This window comes from Pedobacter sp., assembly GCF_965249885.1.
Classification (GTDB): domain Bacteria; phylum Bacteroidota; class Bacteroidia; order Sphingobacteriales; family Sphingobacteriaceae; genus Pedobacter.
Map to the genome: position 1 here is coordinate 3,771,647 of NZ_OZ252254.1, position 19,287 is coordinate 3,790,933.

The 19,287-nt window shown below is 38.8% G+C and carries 19 protein-coding genes; 12 read left to right on the forward strand and 7 right to left on the reverse strand.

What is annotated here, in order from left to right:
- The first annotated feature begins 8 nt into the window (after nucleotides 1-8).
- From ACY2A0_RS16025 to ACY2A0_RS16040, 4 genes are all read left to right on the forward strand, one after another.
- Nucleotides 9-1,595: a RagB/SusD family nutrient uptake outer membrane protein gene (locus ACY2A0_RS16025; RefSeq protein ID WP_461790381.1), complete on the forward strand. Its 1,587-nt coding sequence runs from the start codon at nucleotides 9-11 to the stop codon at nucleotides 1,593-1,595.
- Between the two features lie 12 nt (nucleotides 1,596-1,607).
- Nucleotides 1,608-2,549 (forward strand): DUF5017 domain-containing protein, encoded by a 942-nt coding sequence (locus ACY2A0_RS16030; RefSeq protein ID WP_461790382.1) that lies wholly within the window; start codon nucleotides 1,608-1,610, stop codon nucleotides 2,547-2,549.
- Between the two features lie 10 nt (nucleotides 2,550-2,559).
- Complete coding sequence (locus tag ACY2A0_RS16035) at nucleotides 2,560-4,551, forward strand: InlB B-repeat-containing protein (RefSeq protein ID WP_461790383.1); 1,992 nt, start codon at nucleotides 2,560-2,562, stop codon at nucleotides 4,549-4,551.
- 63 nt (nucleotides 4,552-4,614) lie between these two features.
- Nucleotides 4,615-5,514: a PorP/SprF family type IX secretion system membrane protein gene (locus ACY2A0_RS16040; protein ID WP_461790384.1), complete on the forward strand. Its 900-nt coding sequence runs from the start codon at nucleotides 4,615-4,617 to the stop codon at nucleotides 5,512-5,514.
- Between the two features lie 281 nt (nucleotides 5,515-5,795).
- Here ACY2A0_RS16040 and ACY2A0_RS16045 read toward each other — a convergent pair whose 3' ends face one another.
- Nucleotides 5,796-6,695 carry a WD40 repeat domain-containing protein gene (locus ACY2A0_RS16045; protein WP_461790385.1) on the reverse strand — a complete coding sequence of 300 codons (900 nt, stop codon included), beginning with the start codon at nucleotides 6,693-6,695 and terminating at the stop codon, nucleotides 5,796-5,798.
- A gap of 116 nt (nucleotides 6,696-6,811) precedes the next feature.
- Here ACY2A0_RS16045 and ACY2A0_RS16050 point away from each other — a divergent pair, with 116 nt between their 5' ends.
- The 8 genes from ACY2A0_RS16050 (at nucleotide 6,812) to ACY2A0_RS16085 (ending at nucleotide 12,839) form a co-directional block, all read left to right on the forward strand.
- Nucleotides 6,812-7,693 carry a MerR family transcriptional regulator gene (locus tag ACY2A0_RS16050; protein ID WP_461790386.1) on the forward strand — a complete coding sequence of 294 codons (882 nt, stop codon included), beginning with the start codon at nucleotides 6,812-6,814 and terminating at the stop codon, nucleotides 7,691-7,693.
- Between the two features lie 123 nt (nucleotides 7,694-7,816).
- Nucleotides 7,817-9,301 (forward strand): phytoene desaturase family protein, encoded by a 1,485-nt coding sequence (locus ACY2A0_RS16055; protein WP_461790387.1) that lies wholly within the window; start codon nucleotides 7,817-7,819, stop codon nucleotides 9,299-9,301.
- A 4-nt stretch (nucleotides 9,302-9,305) separates the two neighbouring features.
- A complete protein-coding gene (locus tag ACY2A0_RS16060; protein ID WP_461790388.1) occupies nucleotides 9,306-10,160 on the forward strand; it encodes a phytoene/squalene synthase family protein in 855 nt (284 codons plus the stop codon).
- Complete coding sequence (locus tag ACY2A0_RS16065) at nucleotides 10,150-10,662, forward strand: hypothetical protein (RefSeq protein WP_461790389.1); 513 nt, start codon at nucleotides 10,150-10,152, stop codon at nucleotides 10,660-10,662. Before ACY2A0_RS16060 ends, ACY2A0_RS16065 begins: the two co-directional genes overlap by 11 nt.
- Nucleotides 10,659-11,183: an isopentenyl-diphosphate Delta-isomerase gene (gene idi / locus ACY2A0_RS16070; protein WP_461790390.1), complete on the forward strand. Its 525-nt coding sequence runs from the start codon at nucleotides 10,659-10,661 to the stop codon at nucleotides 11,181-11,183. The genes ACY2A0_RS16065 and idi overlap by 4 nt, the downstream gene beginning before the upstream one ends.
- Nucleotides 11,183-11,647, forward strand: a complete 465-nt coding sequence (locus ACY2A0_RS16075) for an SRPBCC family protein (protein ID WP_113636192.1) — start codon at nucleotides 11,183-11,185, stop codon at nucleotides 11,645-11,647. Before idi ends, ACY2A0_RS16075 begins: the two co-directional genes overlap by 1 nt.
- Before the next feature lie 2 nt (nucleotides 11,648-11,649).
- The gene (locus ACY2A0_RS16080) at nucleotides 11,650-12,132 is read left to right on the forward strand and encodes a sterol desaturase family protein (protein WP_461790391.1); all 483 of its coding nucleotides are present in this window, start codon (nucleotides 11,650-11,652) and stop codon (nucleotides 12,130-12,132) included.
- Nucleotides 12,129-12,839 (forward strand): lycopene cyclase domain-containing protein, encoded by a 711-nt coding sequence (locus ACY2A0_RS16085; RefSeq protein WP_461790392.1) that lies wholly within the window; start codon nucleotides 12,129-12,131, stop codon nucleotides 12,837-12,839. The genes ACY2A0_RS16080 and ACY2A0_RS16085 overlap by 4 nt, the downstream gene beginning before the upstream one ends.
- A 388-nt stretch (nucleotides 12,840-13,227) precedes the next feature.
- Here the strand turns inward: ACY2A0_RS16085 and hisIE are convergent, their stop codons facing one another.
- The 6 genes from hisIE to hisC form a co-directional block, all read right to left on the reverse strand.
- Nucleotides 13,228-13,833, reverse strand: coding sequence for a bifunctional phosphoribosyl-AMP cyclohydrolase/phosphoribosyl-ATP diphosphatase HisIE (gene hisIE, locus ACY2A0_RS16090; RefSeq protein WP_461790393.1), 606 nt, complete (start codon nucleotides 13,831-13,833; stop codon nucleotides 13,228-13,230).
- Between the two features lie 102 nt (nucleotides 13,834-13,935).
- Nucleotides 13,936-14,691, reverse strand: coding sequence for an imidazole glycerol phosphate synthase subunit HisF (gene hisF / locus ACY2A0_RS16095; protein ID WP_461791069.1), 756 nt, complete (start codon nucleotides 14,689-14,691; stop codon nucleotides 13,936-13,938).
- A gap of 264 nt (nucleotides 14,692-14,955) precedes the next feature.
- Nucleotides 14,956-15,705: a 1-(5-phosphoribosyl)-5-[(5-phosphoribosylamino)methylideneamino]imidazole-4-carboxamide isomerase gene (hisA, locus tag ACY2A0_RS16100; RefSeq protein ID WP_113636200.1), complete on the reverse strand. Its 750-nt coding sequence runs from the start codon at nucleotides 15,703-15,705 to the stop codon at nucleotides 14,956-14,958.
- Between the two features lie 90 nt (nucleotides 15,706-15,795).
- Nucleotides 15,796-16,407, reverse strand: coding sequence for an imidazole glycerol phosphate synthase subunit HisH (gene hisH, locus ACY2A0_RS16105; protein ID WP_461790394.1), 612 nt, complete (start codon nucleotides 16,405-16,407; stop codon nucleotides 15,796-15,798).
- A 625-nt stretch (nucleotides 16,408-17,032) separates the two neighbouring features.
- Nucleotides 17,033-18,205, reverse strand: a complete 1,173-nt coding sequence (gene hisB, locus ACY2A0_RS16110; protein WP_461790395.1) for a bifunctional histidinol-phosphatase/imidazoleglycerol-phosphate dehydratase HisB — start codon at nucleotides 18,203-18,205, stop codon at nucleotides 17,033-17,035.
- Nucleotides 18,206-18,209: 4 nt separating this feature from the next.
- Nucleotides 18,210-19,265, reverse strand: coding sequence for a histidinol-phosphate transaminase (gene hisC / locus ACY2A0_RS16115; protein ID WP_461790396.1), 1,056 nt, complete (start codon nucleotides 19,263-19,265; stop codon nucleotides 18,210-18,212).
- Nucleotides 19,266-19,287 lie beyond the last annotated feature (22 nt).

Here is a 19,287-nt window from a genome sequence, read left to right on the forward strand (position 1 = left end):
GACGATAAATGAAACACATAAAAATATACTTACTATTAGCTACAGTTGCGTTTTGCTTTGCCTGTAGCAAAGTACTTGATATAGATGCGGGGAAATATATCATCTTAGAGGAAGATTACTATAAAACCGAGGAACAGTTAAATGCGGCACTTCGTGGTGCGTATGCTACCTTAGCTGATGGCTCCCTATTCGGTAACAATTTATTAGGTCGTATGGGATTAGAGGCCGATGAAGGTTATGAGTCCTATTCATCTGATTTGAATACAGTTGGCGACTACAATGTATATGCTGCAGACGCTAAGATTTTAGGATATTACAGGGTGTGTTACCGAGGGATTAATAGGGCAAATTTATTGCTGGAAAGTGTAGATGACCCTTCGATTTCCATCACCGCAAAAGAGCGTAACCACATCAAAGGACAGGCGCTATTTTTAAGGGGTTATTTCCATTTTATGTTGGCTAATAAGTTTGGTGGGGTGCCGCTGATGCTCAAAGCAACTCGTTCCGATGCAGTTAAAACGGAAGACTTGCAAAAACCGAGAACTGCACTGAAAGACGTTTATGCCGCAGTACTGAAGGACTTAAAGTCTGCTGCTGATTTATTAAAGCCGATGTCGGAAGTAAATGCAGGAACACAAGCTTCTAAATCTGCTGCTTGGGCAATGTTGGCCAGGGTCTCCTTGTATATGGCGGGGCAGCCACTGAATGATGCAAGTAAGTATGCGGAAGCGGCAGAATGGGCTAAGAAAGTAAAGGATGAAAATTATCACTTTTTAAATCCTTCTTATGAGAAAGTATTCGTCAATTATGCAACAGATGTAATGGATCCGAAGGAAAGTATTTTTGAGGTTGATTTTTATGGAAACGGAACCGGGATTTATGCCAGCACAGGAGGTAATGTAGGCAGGAACAATGGTATTGCCTATCCTTTGGATAGCAGTAATGTAGGCTACAGCATTGGAGCAATAAGGGCCACTTCTTATCTGTACAACTTATATACTTCTGGCGATACCAGAAAAGATTGGGCCATAGCACCTTATTATTACACAGGTACGCCGAGAGTAAAAACTAATTGGACGGTGCAGCAAACTTTTTTTGCCAGATATTGTGGCAAGTTTAGGAGAGAAAGTGAAGTGCTTTTGCCAAAAAGTTCGGCATCCACGCCACAAAATTATCCGTTAATGCGCTACTCGGATGTGCTTTTAATGTATGCTGAGGCTTTAAATGAAATGCCTGGCGGCGATAAAGCGCTTGCCTTGGAACAAATCAATATCGTACGGCGCAGAGCAATTCCGGTGGGAAGCTCAGATAGGGAGTTGACGGTCACCGACTATACTGGTTTGAAAGATGCGATTATCGAAGAAAGAGCAAGGGAACTCTGCTTTGAGGGCTTGCGAAAAAATGATCTAATAAGATGGGGTATTTTCAACAGTGCCATGCAAAATATCAATAACCAAATCCCTATTGGCACAGCGTCATACATCACTTCTGCAAGAATATATTATGGGAATGCCCAGCCGCGGGATGTGATATGGCCAATTCCTACTTATGAAATGACGGTAAATAGGTTGTTAACGCAAAATGTTGGATGGTAAGATATGCTTAGAATGAAAAAAATAAAGTTTTTATTAGGCTCAATAGCATTGATTTCGTTGCTTGGCTGCGAAAAAGAATATGACGTAAAAGTGCCGTCGGTTACGGTAAGTGTAACTAAACAAAATTACAAGGTAGGTGACACCATCAATTTCAAATTCGATGGCGATGCAGATTTCATCACTTTTTATTCGGGCAACAAATTGAATGATTACCAATTTGCTGAAAAGGAGCGGATTTATGATGCCGAGATGCTGCTTTCGTTCAGATTTGCAAAATATTCGGGAGTGAACGCTAATGTGGCGCAGTTGAAATATTCTACAAATTACAATGGCGCAGGTACCATTGCAGCTGTAGAAAGCGCCACTTGGACTGATATCTCTTCTAATTTCACTTTTCCAACTAGCATTGGAACCTCAACTGCCGACGGTGTAAATTCAGGTAACTTCAACATCAATAGCCTTTTCGTAAATGATAGCACGCCTATAACTTTTTGTTGGTTTTTCAACACTCCCGCTGGTGTTCAGCGAACACAGGCTTACGTAGAAGGTTTCAAGATATTTGGAAATGTAATTTCTGATCAGAGTTTGTCTGGAGATATCTACACTTTTGGGGATATGGGCTTTAAAGTGGTGTACGACGCCACGCAATTCACCGATAGCGGTACAAGTTTACCCAATGTTAACGCCACTAGGATTTTATGGACTGGAGTATTCGTCAATATCTTAGCAAAACAGGGCTATGCAGTTTCAGTGCCTATTTTTAGAAGAAATTCCGTTAACCTCGGTATTGATAAGCCTATTGTTGTCAAATCTGTAGCCGATCCTGAATCTTCTTCATACAACTATGTTTACACGCAGCCAGGGACTTATAAAGCCACTTTTGTAATTGCCAATAGCAGTGTGTATGGTAGAAAAGAAACCGTAAAACAAATAGATATTACTGTTGAACCTTAATAGCCTTTAGATGAAAAAAATACTCATATTTCCAATATTGATGTTGCTTTGTTTGGCGCAAGGGTACGCTCAAATCTTTTCGCAAAACTTCAATAGCTCAAATAATTTGGCAGATTATGTCAATGCAACGACGCCTAGCAACGGACAATTTACCTTTTTCAGCGCTTTTGGCTCTTCGCCTTTTGTGGTAGATAACGGTAGATTAAAAATCAATAAAAATGGTACTGGATCGGCACAAGCGGTGAGGAATGTGAATTTTGCTACCACTCCGAAAGTAGCCATCGTTAAGTTTAAATTTGAAGTTACTAATGCAAATAATCCGTCCACGGCCATAACTAATCACGGATATTTTTTTATCGGTAACGGTTTCGATAACTCGGCAAATTTACCAGACAATGTTGCTGCTGGTGGTAATGCTCACAGTAAGTTTGGTTTTTCTATCGCTGGAAACACATTTGCAGTAAATATTATCTCAAACTTAAATGCCCAAAATAAGGCGGCCGAATCTTCTACGCAGTTCTTTGCAGGAGAGCAACAAATTACCTTTGCCGTAAATAATTCAGATAATCCTATCGTATATAGTGCTCCTGATGGTAGTTTTGCAAGTCTTGCTAACGACAAGTGGGACCTGTGGATAGGAAGCACCAAAATCTATAGTGATATGGCGGCTTTTGGTCCTGCCGTTCCGTTAAACCAATTCAGGGTAGGTTTTCATTCTAATATTACCACTACTAACATATTACAGCTCTATTTTGATGATTTTAATATTTACGATGAGTCATCTTTACCACTCTTCGTAACTTTCAACACTAACGGCGGTTCTGCTGTGCCTCAAATTTATGTTGCTCAAAATCAAACTATTGCGTCGCCAACGGCACCTACTCGCACTGGGTATACTTTTGGAGGCTGGTTTAAAGATGCCAATTTAACCACTCCGTGGAATTTCGCTACTGATGTAGTAACCGCCGCTACCACTTTGTACGCCAAATGGAATCCTATACTTTATACCGTAAGCTTTAATACCGATGGTGGTACAGCAGTAACTCCTGTTCAGGTAGCTTACAACAGTACTTTCGCTGCGCCAACGCCGCCTACTAAAACTGATTTGATTTTTGGCGGTTGGTATAAAGATGCGGCACTCACCACCGTTTGGAATTTCGCCACTGATGTCATTTTGGGAAGCACTACCTTGTACGCCAAATGGAATGATCCTCGTCAGAGCATTACGTTTCCAGCTATTGCCGATAAAGTGTACGGAGAAGCGCCATTTGCGCTTAGTGCCACAGCCAGTTCCGGACTGCCAGTAACCTATACCGCTTTAACCAGCAATATTACCATTAATGGCTCAACAGTAACCATCATAAATACTGGTTTGGCTACCATAAGAGCAACACAAGCGGGTAATGCCAGTTATACAGCAGCACCTCCCATAGAAATTAGTTTTACCATTAACAAAGCACCTCAAACAATCACATTTAATCAGCAAGGACCTTTTAGTCGTTATGCAGGAACGGTAACATTAAATGCTTCTAGCTCCTCAGGTTTACCTATCACTTTTACAGCTAATAATCCCACTATCGGTGTAATTACGGCAGATAATAAGTTGCAAGTTAAAGCACTTGGTACGTTGAAAATTACAGCTTCACAAGCAGGTAACGAATTCTATTTGCCAGCCACTAATGTGGATCGAGATATTCTTATCCATACTGCAGGCAGTGCTCAGCTCTTAGTGTCTGCGGCACTTTCTCCAAATGGCGATGGTGTAAATGACGTTTTTTTAATTGAAGGCATAAATGCTTATCCTGAAAATGAGTTACGGATAGTAAGCCGAAGTGGGAATTTAGTATATGAACAAAAAGGCTATGATAATGAAAAGGTAGTGTTTACTGGGAAAACCAATAACGGCGATCAGTTGCCCAACGGAACCTATTATTATGCCTTAGCCTATAAGCAAAATGGACAATGGTTGCAGAAGAAAGGCTATTTCGTGCTCAAATTCTAGCGTTCCATTCATCAAATAATATTTTGCTTTAATACAAATATCAGTATTCCTAAACTCAACGAGATGAAACTCAAATTTGTCCTAATAATATCATTCAGTTTAAGTTGTTTATATGCTGCAGCACAGCAAACAACCAACTATACGCAGTACAATAATATAGTGATGCCAATAAATACAGCGGGTAGTTTTTTAACTAATCAACCGCAGGTTAACGTGGTTGGTCGCTACCAGTGGGTTAATTTGGAAGGTGCGCCAACAAGTTATCGCTTAGCAGCAAGTTTACCTTTAGCCAAGTCCGATTTGCGTGTGGGCATCAACCTTAAACATGAAAGTGCTGCGGTGGAAAACGTCGGAGAGGCCTCTGTTTTTTTTGGTAAATCGATACGTTTAGCCGCAGAAGACTATTTGGCAGTTTCCTTAGGTGCTGGTGTGAGTTATTATAATGGCAACTTTTCTAGGCTTGCCGTTTCAGATCCTTCTTTTGCAAATGATTTAAAGGAAACCGATGGCATGCTTTCGGCTAGTTTAATGTATTACCGTCCGGAGAAATTTTATGCAGGTGTTTCTGTGCCTCGTTTAACGTTTGCCAAGTTGGGACTAAGTAGCAAAGCTCAAAACTACGATGTGAATAATCTATACCATTTTACAGCAGGCGCAATTTTTGCTTTGGGAAGTGATTTCGATTTGAAGCCGGCGACTTTACTTAGCTATGCTAAAAATCTCGATTTTCAAGCGAACTTATCAGCCATGATTTATCTGAAAAAAACCTTTGGCGTTGGCGCTGATTTAAGAACTCAAGGGGAGATGGCCGCATTAGCAAGTTTGTTTGTGAAAAACCTAAATATTGGCTTCGGATATCAGTTTGCAACCAGCAGTAGTGTGCAAAATCCAGTCTTCAGTACCAGCACTTATGAATTTAGTCTAACCTACCGTTTCGGCAAAGGATTTGGGGGCTTGTTGTAACTATTGTTCCGGACTTATTTGGCGGACTTAAGCCATGTTTCTTAAAAACTTAATGCTTTACGGTTTCTCCTAAGCAAGAAACGGTTAATCCATCGTTCTTCGCAGTTTGTATCTGCTCGTCGTTTATTCATTCCGAATTCATTTCGGAATCTTAAAGCAATCGTAAGTTTAAGCTATCTAGCGATTAACATCAAACCTTTTTGGATAGGGATTTTGGATAATGAAGTTGCATCAGTTTAAGGCTTCGGTTAAACCGACCGTTGGTAAAATACCGTAGATCATTATATAACAAGCTCCCAAACCATCACTTTTTTATCGTCACCAGTAGAAATAAGTTTACTTCCATCGTGGCTCCAACATAATTTGTTAACCGAATGGCTATGGCCTATCCCCATCTTATCAATGCTAGCAATTTTATACAGCTTAAAATTATTGGCATCCCATAACTTAATGCTTTTATCCTGACTGGCAGTAGCAAAAAATGGAAGTGTAGGATGAAAAGCAATATCGTAAATCCCAAATAAGTGAGCCGGAATGTTATTGGTCATGGTGTAATCTTCTGGATTCCAAATTTTCAGTTGCGCATCTCTACTTCCTGATATCAAGTAATCTCCATTTGGATGGTAAGCCAAAGAGGTAACACCCATGCTGTGCTCTTTCAAAATTTGCTTCAGGCTATAATCTTCTGAGTAATAAATGTGTATGCTCCCATCTTTACAACCAAAGGCAATCTCCTTTTCTGTTGGAGAAATAGCTATGCACCGCACAGTATCCGTCGAGATTTCAAGTCGATATAACTCCTTAAAATCTGATAACGACCAAATTGCAACGCTTCCATCTTCACTGCTAGTTAACAATTCATTTTTATAACTAATGGTTTGCATCCCGAAGATGGGTTTGGGGTGAGCGTTTATTCGGTAAGTTATTTCCTGCGCCAAAAAATCGTAAACAGAAAAAGCGCCACTTCTTTCGGCAACAAACAGCCTATCTTCAAAATTGTGAAGGTAATAAACAGAGCTTTGAACAGGCATTTTAACCATCACAAATGCCATTTGGTTTAACGACCACTCCACTACGCCCTTATCATTTCCGGCGGTAAAAAAAATACCGTCTTTAGCCGATTTAGTTAACGCATAGATTGGATTTTGATGCCCACTGAAGGTGTGAAGGTGTTTTAGCATAAGGCAAAAATACGGTTAATCTGGTCAAATAATACCTTATTAGAGATGATTTAGAAATTCGAAAACTTTTTTTGTTTAAATTTGTATGATAAATATTCAACAAAATTAAGGTTTGTATGTCAGTGCTGGCCCAATATTCCATCAAAGATCTCGAAGTGCTTACGGGCATCAGGGCAGCTACATTAAGGATGTGGGAAAAACGCTATCAAGTCATTAAGCCTCTTCGTACACAAACCAATATCAGATATTACGATAATGTACATCTAAAGGCACTGCTCAATATCAATGTGCTTAACCGGAATGGAATTAAGATTTCTCACATTGCCAAAATGAGCAATGCTGAAATTGTCGAAAAAGTGAAAGATTTTAGCTTTGTGAAAAGTGGTGATGAGGATATTTTCGATGGACTAATGTTGAGCATGATCGATTTAGACGAAGCTTTGTTTCATCAAGTATTTTATAAAGCTGTTGCTCGTTTAGGCTTCGAGGCTACAATTCACAATATTATTTTCCCATTTTTTAGTAGGATAGGAGTGATGTGGCAAATTGATGCTATCAATCCTGCCCAAGAGCACTTTATGAGTAATATGGTGCGTCAGAAACTAATTTCGGCTATAGATAATCTGCCCGTAGTCGTGAGTCCAACAGCAAAAAAGGTAACCATGTTTTTGCCTGAAAATGAGCTGCATGAACTAGGTATGCTTTTTTTAAACTACCTATTGAAGAACAAGGGCTACTCGGTTATTTATTTAGGACAAGCAGTTCCAATAGCTGATTTGCCTAAAATTTTGCAGGTAAGTAATCCTGATATCCTCATTTGTAACATTTCTAACGCCATGTCTGAAGCGGACGCAGCGGTGTTCATCTCTAGAATGAAAATTGTATCCAGTTTAGCAAAATTTTATTTCGCTAGTGCATCTTTAATGGAATATAATTTGAATTTACCGCCTAATTTTTTTATATTTAATAACCTTAAAACGTTAGCTTCAGAATTTTAATCAACATTTTTTATATCACTAATAAAATGTCAATTGAAATAATTTTGTAACATTTTGTTTTGTTTAATCTTTTTTTTAAAAACTTAAACAAAATTTAGCTTATGTTTGTTAGGTTATAAAATTATGAGTGCTATATCTCCAAATACAATAGTAATAGGTGCTGGTTTTGCAGGTTTAAGTGCTGCAATTACTTTAGCTGAGCTAGGGCATAAGGTAACTGTAATTGAAAAAAATAATACCGTAGGCGGTAGAGCTAGGGTTTTCCAAAAAGATGGTTTTACCTTTGATATGGGGCCAAGTTGGTACTGGATGCCCGATGTAATGGAGGGCTTCTTCAATCAGTTTGGCAAGTCTACCGCAGATTACTTTAATCTTACGCGTCTCGATCCGTCCTATCAAGTAATTTACGGTAAACAAGATATATTCGAAGTTCCAGCAAATTACGAAGCGTTACGCAACGCTTTCGAAGCGATAGAAAAAGGCAGCGCCGAAAAGCTAGATCAATTTTTAAAGGAGGCGCAGTATAAGTACGAAGTTGGAATCAATGAATTTGTTCATAAACCTGGTTTAAGTTTGATGGAGTTTATGGATTTGAAAGTGCTTAAGGCGGCTACCAAGTTAGATTTGCTCCAGTCATTTGCCAAACACGTACGTCGTTTCTTTAAATCTCCGAAGTTACTTCAGTTAATGGAGTTCCCTGTATTGTTTTTAGGCGCCATTCCCAAAAATATACCTGCTTTGTATAGCATGATGAATTATGCTGATATCAAACTGGGAACATGGTACCCAATGGGTGGTTTTGGAAAGCTGGCAGAGGCAATGCATCAGTTAGCGGAAGAAAAAGGAGTGGAGTTTGTGCTCGGCTTTGAGGTGACGCAAATGCAGATAGCAAATGGAAAGGTAAACCAAGTGGGTAATGATGTAGCTGTTTTTAACGCTGATTATGTGGTGGGAGCAGGCGATTATCATCACATAGATCAAAAAATTCTACCTAAAAATTATAGAAATTATACTGAAAAATATTGGGATAAACGTGTAATGGCGCCCTCGTGCCTATTGTATTATGTAGGCGTAAATAAGAAACTACCAAAACTGCAGCACCATAATTTGTTTTTCGAGAATAACTTTGAGCAACATGCCAAAGCTATTTACGAATCGCCAGAATGGCCAGAAAATCCGTTATACTACGTGTGCTGTCCATCAAAAACTGATGATACCGTTGCTCCGGATGGGATGGAAAATCTGTTTTTGCTTATCCCAGTTGCGCCAGGGTTGCAGGATACTGAAGAAATTAGGGAGAAATACTTCAATCATTTAATAAAAAGATTAGAAGATTTTTGCGGAGAAAAATTTGCCGATAATATCGTTTCTAAAACTACCTATGCTTACTCAAATTTTGTAGATGATTATAACGCATTTAAAGGAAACGCCTACGGTTTGGCCAATACATTGGGTCAAACAGCCGTTTTAAAGCCATCTATAAGAAATAAAAAGATAAAAAACTTGTATTACACAGGCCAGCTCACAGTACCGGGCCCTGGCGTTCCACCAGCCATCATTTCAGGCCAGGTAGTAGCCAATTACATTGCACATCACCATCAAAAATAAATTTATGAAAGCACTTTTCGATCAAGTTTCAGCAAAATGCAGCCAAATCACTACGAAGAAGTACAGTACGTCTTTTTCGTTGGGAATCAAGTTTTTATCGCCAAGCATTCGCCCTGCAATTTTTGCAATTTATGGCTTTGTTAGGCTTGCCGACGAAGTGGTAGATTCTTTCCACGGCTACAATCAGAAAGGACTTTTGGAGCAATTGCGCAAAGAAACTACAGCAGCTTTGGAAGATAAGATCAGCTTAAATCCAATCATCAACAGTTTTCAACAAGCGGTACACCAATATAGTATAGATGTAGAGTTAATCGATGCATTTTTAGACAGTATGGAGATGGATTTGGATAAGCAGGTGTACACCAAACAGCTTTATGATAAATATATATTTGGTTCGGCAGAAGTTGTTGGTTTGATGTGCTTAAAAGTTTTTTGTAATGGCGATGTGAACGAGTACAACAAACTTCGTCCAGCTGCAATGAAATTGGGTTCTGCTTTCCAAAAGGTGAACTTTTTAAGGGATATCAAAGCAGATCACGTGGAGTTAGGAAGGATGTACTTCCCTAATATGAACTTTAATCATTTCACTGAACAAGATAAATTGAATATTGAAGACGAGATTGAAGCGGAATTTGATGATGCGCTTGAAGGAATACTGAAATTGCCTAAAACTGCTAAAAAGGGCGTATATTTGGCCTATATTTATTATCGGTCACTTTTTAGAAAAATTAAGGAGATACCTGCACAGCACATTATGGAGAGAAGGGTGAGGGTGCCCGATTTCCAGAAAGCATTGCTAATGCTAAATACCTTTTTTGTGCCGCAGGGTTCCGGAACTTTGTCAACAGATGTTAGCTAAAAATTTAGTACTGCTATTGTTATTGTTTACATTGAGCGCAAGCTCACCTTCAACATCAACAAAGCAACAAATTAGAGAAATGTACGCCAAGTCTTATAGCTGTAAACAAACTACGCAGCAATTACTGAAGTTGTTAGCTGTTCAGGAGCAAAACGCATTTACACTTGGCTATACTGGCGCCGCAAAAATGATGATGGCGAAGCATGCTTTCAATCCATTTACCAAAATCAGCAACTTTAATACTGGGAAGAAAATGCTAAATGCAGCCATAGGGAAAGATAGAGGGAATACGGAGCTGATTTTTTTGAGGTATGCTAATCAGGTTTCAGCACCATCATTTTTGGGATATGATGATCATATAGAGGCCGATAAACAACAGCTTTTCAAAAGTTTGGCGAATAAACAAATAGATGATCAACTTGCTAAAACTGTAATCTCTTTTCTGCAACAGCAGCAGTTAACTACTAGTGAAAAACAACAATTAACTAATCTCGCTCAATGACTGAAAAAGTAATATTAGTTGACAGCAACGACATAGCCATTGGACTAATGGAAAAAATGCAGGCGCATGAGCAGGCACAACTCCACAGGGCTTTTTCGGTGTTTTTGTTGAATGATAATAATGAGGTGTTGTTGCAGCAGCGGGCATTAAGCAAATATCATTGTGCTGGCATGTGGACCAACACCTGTTGCAGCCATCCTCGGGAAGGCGAAACATTACAAAAAGCAGTAGACAGGCGACTGTTGGAAGAAATGGGAATCAGTTGTAAAACAGATTGGTCTTATAGCTTCATCTACAAAGCTGATGTAGGTAACGGATTGGTAGAGCATGAGTTGGATCACGTTTTTTTAGGTCGATTTAATGAGCAACCACAACCTAATACAGAAGAAGTAGCGGATTGGAAATACATGTCGGTTGATGAGCTGAAAGCAGATATGGCCGATGATCCAGAAAAATATACACCTTGGTTTAAAATCATTTTTAATGAGGTAACCAACAAAGGAATTTTAGAACTAGTTTAATGAAAACTTACGAGTTATACAGAGAAACAGTGTTGCCAATATCCTTACTAGAAGCGTGGGACTTTTTTAGTAATCCATTTAATTTGGCTAAAATTACACCTAATGATATGGGTTTTAAAGTGGTAAGTAAAAATTTGCCAAAGCAAATCCATAATGGCTTAATGATTCAGTACATCGTAAAGCCTCTTGCGGGTATTCCTTTAAAATGGGTAAGCCAAATTAGTGCGGTGAATGCGCCGTATATGTTTGTCGACGAACAACTAAAGGGACCTTATGCCTATTGGCACCACGAACATACCTTCGAAGAGTTTGAGGGAAAGGTTTTGATGAAAGACAAGGTGATTTACGCTGTTCCACTTGGAATTTTGGGAAGGATAGCCAATACACTTATTGTGCGTAACAAATTAGAACATATATTTAACTATAGGACAACAAAAATACTCGAATTGTTTAAGGAGAAATAGTAATGGTGTGGACAGCAATTGCGATAATAATACTCACTTTCGTAGCTATGGAATCTGTAGCTTGGTTAGCCCATAAATACTTGATGCATGGATTTTTATGGTATTTACATAAAGATCACCATAAGAAAGATGACGGGCAGGTATTGGAAAAAAACGATTTTTTCTTTTTGCTATTTGCCACTCCGGCTATCATCTTGTTTTTAATTGGAACAGTTTATGGCAACATCGTGATGATGTCTATAGCTGGCGGCATTACCCTTTATGGATTCTGTTACTTTTTAGTGCATGATATTTTTATCCACCAGCGTTTTAAATGGTTCCGTAATACAAATAACCTGTATCTAAAAGCGATAAGACGTGCTCATAAAATGCATCATAAACATCTAGGCAAACATGACGGCGAATGTTTCGGCATGTTGTGGGTGCCATTTAAATACTTCAGGGAAGCTTATCGTTACCAAAAAATGCAACAACAGAAGCAATGAAGCAGTACACGTATCTTTTAATAGATTTTTTTACGGTTGTTGTTCCGTTTATCGCTTCTTTCCATCCAAAGCTTATGTTTTGGAAAAATTTTAAAGCATTTTTTCCGGCCAATATTGTAATTTCATTAGCCTATATTTTATGGGATGTATGGTTTACAGATAGGGGAGTGTGGGGTTTCAATCCAGATTACTTAATTGGCGTGTACCTTTTTAATTTGCCAATAGAGGAAGTGCTTTTCTTTATTTGCATTCCTTACTCTTGTCTGTTTTCTTACCACTGTTTTGGCGTTTGGAAAGAGAAAAATCTACGTAATTATAAAACTGATCTGATTTCGGTAGTACTTATTCTGTTAAGTGTTTCGCTAGCTGGTTTTTTCTACGATAGGATGTATCCAATGGTAAGTTTTAGCTTGTTTGCTGTTTTAGTAGCTTATTTAGCTTTTGTGCTTAAGCCTAAATGGTTGGGCCAGTTTTATTTCACTTACCTCATCATGATCATTCCATTTTTAATTGTGAATGGAATATTGACTGGCACCGGGTTGGATGCACCAATTGTGTGGTATAACAGCGAACAGATTATCGGCCTCAGAATTAAAACCATTCCTGTAGAGGATGTATTTTACGGTATGGGATTGATAGGCTTTAACCTATTGCTGTACGAAGGATTGCTGGCGAAAAAAAGCGCTTATTCGCTGAAATTGGTGTAATCTAAAGTGAGTTCGGGATAATAGAATTATGCTATTTGCTAGCGATAGCGCTTCAAATCTTCGTTCAGCTAATTTTCGGTCTCTTAGTTTTCGAGTTTCACCAATAAGCAAAGCATTTTCTTTGAAAGAAACCTGCGAAGCAAGCATGAAAACAATTGAAAACAAAATGATGCTGAATAAATAAGCAACCGAGAGTTTATCAGCAAGGCTGATGAGCTCCGTAAACTCCGGTTTTGTTACTTTTTCGATTTTAGCTGACTTAACTTATTGTTTGAGATTGCTTCGCTACGCTCGCAATGACGCCGTGTTTTATGCGGACGCCATAAGTATTGCTGCAATGATGACTGAGCATATCTCAGCGGTCGTTTAGCAAATTGAAGCTAAGCTACTACTTGTGCCGTTTTTCTAGGTTTTCGGCAATATCCTTTAAGCTCAATTCTTTTTCTCTTAATAAAAACATCAAATGGAAAAGCAAATCTGATGCTTCATTTATTAAATCCTCTCTAGTTTCTGCTAAAGCTGCAATCACAGTTTCTACACCTTCTTCTCCAACTTTTTGCGCAATTTTATTGAGGCCTTTTGTACGCATTTTATTAATGTAAGAGCCTTCTACAGGATTTGCATATCTGTCGTTGATGATATTCTCCAACTCAAAAATAAAGTTCTGGTTGTACGCAGTTTTAAAACAGCTTCTTGATCCAGTGTGACAAGTGGGGCCTACTGGATCGGCTTTAATTAAAATAGTGTCGTTATCACAATCGATATCGATAGAATGCACAAAAAGGAAGTTTCCGCTCTCTTCGCCTTTGGTCCACAAACGATTTTTAGACCTCGAAAAGAAGGTTACTTTGCCTTCTTGTTGTGTTTTTTCAAAAGCTTCGGCATTCATGTAGCCCAACATCAACACTTCTAAAGTTTGGTTATCTTGAACTACTACTGGTACTAAACCATCTGTTTTGGTAAAATCTATTTGTTTGGTATTGATGTTGCTCATTTGTTTGTTTTTATAGTTGCGGTCATTTTTGAACTTTACGCAGCAATAACTTTATCTTTTTATCGCTTTAGGATTGCTTAGTATTTTGCAATGACGATCTCGTTATAATCTTACTGGAATACCATTCCTGCTCAATTCATTTTTTAAATCTGGAATCAGTATTTCTCCGTAGTGAAAAACTGAAGCAGCCAAAGCGGCGTCAACATTAGCTTTTTGGAAAACTTCAGTGAAATGGTCCACACTTCCTGCGCCACCTGACGCAATGATTGGGATATTGATGCTATCGTTAATTTGCTTTAACAAACCACAGTCGAAACCAGCTTTGGTACCATCATGATCCATTGAGGTTAACAATATCTCTCCTGCACCCATTTCTTCTGCCTGCTTAATCCATTTTTCGGTTTCCAGCTCCGTAATTAATCTGCCACCATTTAGATGTACCCAGTTTTTACCGTCTACAAGCTTGGTGTCAACTGCTACCACAACAAATTGAACGCCAAACGCCTTAGCCAATTGTTCAATTAACTGAGGGTTGCGTACCGCTGCCGAGTTGATACTGATTTTGTCGGCACCGGCATTGAGTAAAGCCTCGGCATCTGCAATTTCAGTAATTCCACCGCCAATAGTGAAAGGGATATTCAATTGTCTGGCCACTGCTTTCACCATTTCAATCATCGTTTTACGGCGTTCATGTGTAGCGGTAATATCTAGGAAAACTAATTCATCAGCACCTTGTTGGGCATATTGCGCCGCTAGTTCCACTGGATCTCCAGCATCACGTAAATCAACAAAATTTACACCTTTAACCGTTCTGCCGTCTTTTACATCCAGGCAGGGGATAATTCTTTTACTCAGCATATTCTCTGGTTCCGTCATTGCTTCGTGCCTCGCAATGACGATGATGTCTATTTTTTTAATTTGTTTACAGCTCCAGTAACCGTTAAGATTATTCCTAATAGAAATGTAGGAACACATAATATAAAGGAATATTCTCCAGTTACCGTCATAAGTTTGGTAAAATCTCCACGATAGCTAAACATGTGTATGCCCCAAAAGAACATAGCTATGCTTATCAAAATTATTGTCAGCCCTATAATAAAGATTATTTTGAATTTCAATTGCTTATATACTACTCAACTGTTTCAAATTCCAATTCTTCACTTCTTCAATGGAAATACGGTTTTCGTAAATTGCTTTGCCTACCACCACGCTTCTAATTGGCAGTTGTGCTAATTCTTCAATATCAGCCATAGAACTTACGCCACCGGATGCAATCAGTTTAATCATAGGGGAGTGGTCCATCAGTTTTTGATAAAGCTCAATCGCCGTTCCACCCAATTTCCCATCCTTATTAATATCTGTACATAAAAAGCGGAAGAACCCTAGGGCCAAGCACTTATCCACGTAATCCATTAATTTAATTGGTGAACTTTCCATCCAGCCTGAATACTTGATTACTTCGTCCAGTACATCAATTGCAATTACAATTCTGTTAGCATAATCATCTTTTTTAGCAAAAGCTTCGCTCAGCTGAGGTAAAAAATCGGGATTGCTGATGGCTTGCGTTCCTACAATTACACGATGGATGCCCGCATCAAGAAGGTTGGTTACTTGCTCAATCGTACGGATTCCACCGCCATATTGTACCTTCATTTCCGTTTTTTTAATAATGTCGAAAAGCGTCTTTTGATTGCTGAAATCACCTTTGGCACCATTTAAATCTATGATATGGATAAAGTCCGTACCGTTAGATTGGTACTGGTCAATCATGTCTTCGATAGAAACATTATATTCCGTTTTTTGGTTGTAATCGCCTTCGCGTAGGCGTACCACCTTGCCGTCTAAAATATCTATCGCTGGAATAATATACATCGTAATTAAGGTTTAAAGTTTAAAGTCAAAAGTTTAAAATAAAATATTGTTTTGCACTGTGTTGTTATCAAATCATCAATTAATACATCATCACATTAACGAAAAGTTTTTCAACAGCTGCTCTCCAGCCTGTCCTGATTTTTCTGGATGAAACTGAACGCCATAAAAATTATCTTTCTGTATTGCAGCCGAAAATTTGTTTCCATAATTTACCGATGCGATATCAAAAATAGGGTTATATTCAATAAAATAAGAATGTACAAAATAAAACTGCGTATCAGCTTTAACATGCTTAAACAGAGGATTGTTTGTAAAATTAACATTGTTCCAACCCATGTGTGGAATTTTGATACCCAGCTCTTTATCAAATAGTTTAGTTTGAAGTGGCGCAATGTTGAGTAAGTCTGCATCTCCCTCTTCGGAGTGGGCGGTAAGTAATTGCATGCCTACACAAATGCCCAGTACAGGTTTTTCAAGTTGTTTAATGGCCTCAACCAAGCCCGTTTGCTTCAATTTTTCCATTGCAGCACCTGCATGGCCAACGCCAGGAATAATAATGTGACTGTACATTTGCAGATCTTCCTCGGTGTTTACCATGCCATAAGGGATCTGTTGGCGTTCCAAAGCCGCAGTTAAAGAGAAAATATTGCCAGCACCATAATTTACAATGCCTATTGCCTTTTCTGTGGGTTTATTACTCATTTCATTTATTTTATTTGAAACCAATGTTAGTATTCCATCGGATCTGTAGTCCCGCTATCCGCTTTACTTCGTGCTCGCTACTATCGGGTTTAGTTACTTTGTTTTGCGCTTCGTAGTCAAGTTTTTAGTTCGTTATCGTTAGGTTAGGAGGTTGTATTGTTGGTTTAATGCTTTCTGTTAACGTAAGCTCCTCTCTGCCTTCGGCATCTCTCCTCAAAGAGGAGAGAGAAGCGCTTAGCACAGGGTATTCTTAATTCTTCCTTTCGCTCCGTAGGTTTTAGTTACTTTGTTTTGCGCTTCGTAGTTAAATTCGTAGTCGTTAGGTTAGGAGGTTGTATTGTTGGTTTAATGCTTTCTGTTAACGTAAGCTCCTCTCTGCATTCGGCATCTCTCCTCAAAGAGGAGAGAGAAGCGCTTAGGTAAGGATGTTCTTAATTCTTCCTTTCGCTCCAACCTACCGCCATTATCTCTAATCCCTAACCATTAATCATTAACCATTATCCATTAATCATTATCCATTAACTCCTGTCCACTAATCCCTATCCATTATCCATTAATCATTAACTCTGACCCCTGATTCCTGTCCACTAAAACCTAAAACCTAATCCTAACCCCTAACCCCTAACTACAACACTCCCTTTGTGCTCGGCAGTACCATTTTTTCTGCGTCGCGTTTAACGGCCATTTTAATCGCTTTCGCAAATGCTTTAAAAATAGCTTCAATTTTATGGTGCTCGTTTTCTCCTTCAGCTTTAATGTTTAAGTTGCATTTTGCGGCATCACTAAACGACTTAAAAAAGTGGAAAAACATTTCAGTAGGCACATCGCCCACACGTTCGCGTTTAAAATCTGCATCCCAAACAATCCAATTTCTGCCACCAAAATCTATTGCTACCTGCGCTAAGCAATCATCCATTGGTAAGCAAAAGCCGTAACGCTCAATGCCCAGTTTATTGCCAATAGCTTTTGCAAAAGCTTCGCCTAAAGCAATGCCAGTATCTTCAACGGTGTGGTGTTCATCAATATGTAAATCGCCATTGGCAACAATCTCCAAGTCCATGCCGCCATGTCTTGCAATTTGATCTAACATGTGATCAAAGAAGTTCAAGCCGGTTTTAATCAGAGCTTTACCCGTTCCATCTAAATCTAACTGAATGCTAATTTGCGTTTCATTAGTGTTTCGCTGATGTTTAACAGTTCTAGCGCCGCCACGTAAGAAAGTATAGATGTCTTCCCAGTTTTTGGTTTCTAAAGCAATGATTTCGCTTAACGTTTCATATTTGTCCAAGTTTTCTAACGAACCTAGGCTGTCGTTGTTGCGAATATAAATTCCTTTGGCGCCTAAATTCTTTGCTAAAACGATGTCGTTTAGTCTATCTCCAATCACAAATGAATTTGCTAAATCATACTCGCTGCCAAAATATTTGGTAAGTAGGGCAGTCCCGGGTTTTCTAGTCGGGGCATTATCTTTAGCAAAAGTTTTGTCAATTACAATCTCATCAAATACTACACCTTCTGCAGCATAAGTATCTACAATAAAGTTCTGTATCGGCCAAAAATTCTCTTCTGGATGTGATTCGGTTCCTAATCCATCTTGGTTAGTTACCATTACCAATTTGTAGTCTAACTCATTGGCAATTTTAGACAGATAGTATAATGCTCTTGGGTAAAACTTAAGTTTAGCAAAGCTATCTACCTGTTCGTCTTCAGGTTCAATATTTAGTGTGCCATCTCGGTCAATAAATAGCACTTTTATCTTTTGATCTTCCACTGTCACTTTTAAATTTTGGTCGTTCATGGGTTTAGGCGTTCGTAGTTGTTAATTGTTCTATCGCAGTTAAAAGGTGGTTGTTTTCATCAATTGTTCCAACGGTAATTCGTAAACAATCGTCGCAAAGTACTACCTTAGATCTATCCCTTACAATGATGCCTTGATCAACCAATTGATTGTAGAGGTCGTGAGCATTGTCAATCTGGGCTAAAATAAAGTTCGCATCAGACGGGTAAACCTTTCTTACGGCTTCCATTCTGCCCAAAGCATTGCCTAACCTGTCTCGTTCGCTAACTGTAACCTTAATCCACTCGTTTACTTGTTCTATGTTTTGTAAGGCGGCCAATGCCAAATCTTGCGTTGCTTGGTTGATGTTATATGGGGGTTTTACCTTATTGAGGATATCAATTACATGTGTGGAAGAGAAAGCCATTCCCAATCTTAATGCAGCAAGTCCCCATGCTTTTGAGAATGTTTGTAGCACTACTAAGTTTGCATATTCTGTTAATTCTTGAATAAACGTCTTCTGCCGAGCGAAATTGATGTAAGCTTCATCAATCACTACCAGACCTTTAAAGTTGGCTAAAATCGTCTCTATATCGTTTCTGTTTAAAGAATTGCCTGTGGGATTGTTAGGTGAACAAATGAAAATCATTTTAGTATTACCGTCAATCGTTTCTGCGATTTTTTCCAAATCCAGTTGAAAGTCAGCGGTGAGGTTCACTTTACGCACTTCTACATCGTTGATGTTAGCAGACACTTCATACATTCCGTAAGTTGGAGGTAGTATGATCACATTGTCCTTGCCCGGGTTACAAAATGCCCTGAAAAGCAGGTCTATCGCTTCATCGCTGCCATTGCCTAAAAACATATTTTCGATAGGCACACCTTTAATTTGACTAATTGCGTCCTTCAAATCCAATTGTAGTGGATCTGGATAGCGGTTGTAGTCGGCAGGTAATGGCGAGCCAAAACTGTTTTCGTTGGCATCTAAATAAACACTTGCCTGGCCTTTAAATTCGTCCCTAGCGGTAGAGTAGGGCTTTAAATTTTTTATATTTTCTCGTTGTAATTCTCTTACATCCATTTGTTTGTGTTGTTTGTGGGTA

Excerpts from the sequence above, each read along its gene's own strand:
- ACY2A0_RS16045 (WP_461790385.1), bottom strand. The coding sequence starts at position 6,695 with ATGCTAAAACACCTTCACACCTTCAGTGGGCATCAAAATCCAATCTAT.
- ACY2A0_RS16060 (WP_461790388.1), top strand. The coding sequence starts at position 9,306 with ATGAAAGCACTTTTCGATCAAGTTTCAGCAAAATGCAGCCAAATCACT.
- ACY2A0_RS16035 (WP_461790383.1), top strand. The coding sequence starts at position 2,560 with ATGAAAAAAATACTCATATTTCCAATATTGATGTTGCTTTGTTTGGCG.
- ACY2A0_RS16040 (WP_461790384.1), top strand. The coding sequence starts at position 4,615 with ATGAAACTCAAATTTGTCCTAATAATATCATTCAGTTTAAGTTGTTTA.
- ACY2A0_RS16025 (WP_461790381.1), top strand. The coding sequence starts at position 9 with ATGAAACACATAAAAATATACTTACTATTAGCTACAGTTGCGTTTTGC.
- hisC (WP_461790396.1), bottom strand. The coding sequence starts at position 19,265 with ATGGATGTAAGAGAATTACAACGAGAAAATATAAAAAATTTAAAGCCC.
- idi (WP_461790390.1), top strand. The coding sequence starts at position 10,659 with ATGACTGAAAAAGTAATATTAGTTGACAGCAACGACATAGCCATTGGA.
- hisB (WP_461790395.1), bottom strand. The coding sequence starts at position 18,205 with ATGAACGACCAAAATTTAAAAGTGACAGTGGAAGATCAAAAGATAAAA.
- ACY2A0_RS16065 (WP_461790389.1), top strand. The coding sequence starts at position 10,150 with ATGTTAGCTAAAAATTTAGTACTGCTATTGTTATTGTTTACATTGAGC.
- hisH (WP_461790394.1), bottom strand. The coding sequence starts at position 16,407 with ATGAGTAATAAACCCACAGAAAAGGCAATAGGCATTGTAAATTATGGT.
- ACY2A0_RS16080 (WP_461790391.1), top strand. The coding sequence starts at position 11,650 with ATGGTGTGGACAGCAATTGCGATAATAATACTCACTTTCGTAGCTATG.
- hisF (WP_461791069.1), bottom strand. The coding sequence starts at position 14,691 with ATGCTGAGTAAAAGAATTATCCCCTGCCTGGATGTAAAAGACGGCAGA.
- ACY2A0_RS16050 (WP_461790386.1), top strand. The coding sequence starts at position 6,812 with ATGTCAGTGCTGGCCCAATATTCCATCAAAGATCTCGAAGTGCTTACG.
- hisIE (WP_461790393.1), bottom strand. The coding sequence starts at position 13,833 with ATGAGCAACATCAATACCAAACAAATAGATTTTACCAAAACAGATGGT.
- hisA (WP_113636200.1), bottom strand. The coding sequence starts at position 15,705 with ATGTATATTATTCCAGCGATAGATATTTTAGACGGCAAGGTGGTACGC.
- ACY2A0_RS16075 (WP_113636192.1), top strand. The coding sequence starts at position 11,183 with ATGAAAACTTACGAGTTATACAGAGAAACAGTGTTGCCAATATCCTTA.
- ACY2A0_RS16055 (WP_461790387.1), top strand. The coding sequence starts at position 7,817 with ATGAGTGCTATATCTCCAAATACAATAGTAATAGGTGCTGGTTTTGCA.
- ACY2A0_RS16085 (WP_461790392.1), top strand. The coding sequence starts at position 12,129 with ATGAAGCAGTACACGTATCTTTTAATAGATTTTTTTACGGTTGTTGTT.
- ACY2A0_RS16030 (WP_461790382.1), top strand. The coding sequence starts at position 1,608 with ATGAAAAAAATAAAGTTTTTATTAGGCTCAATAGCATTGATTTCGTTG.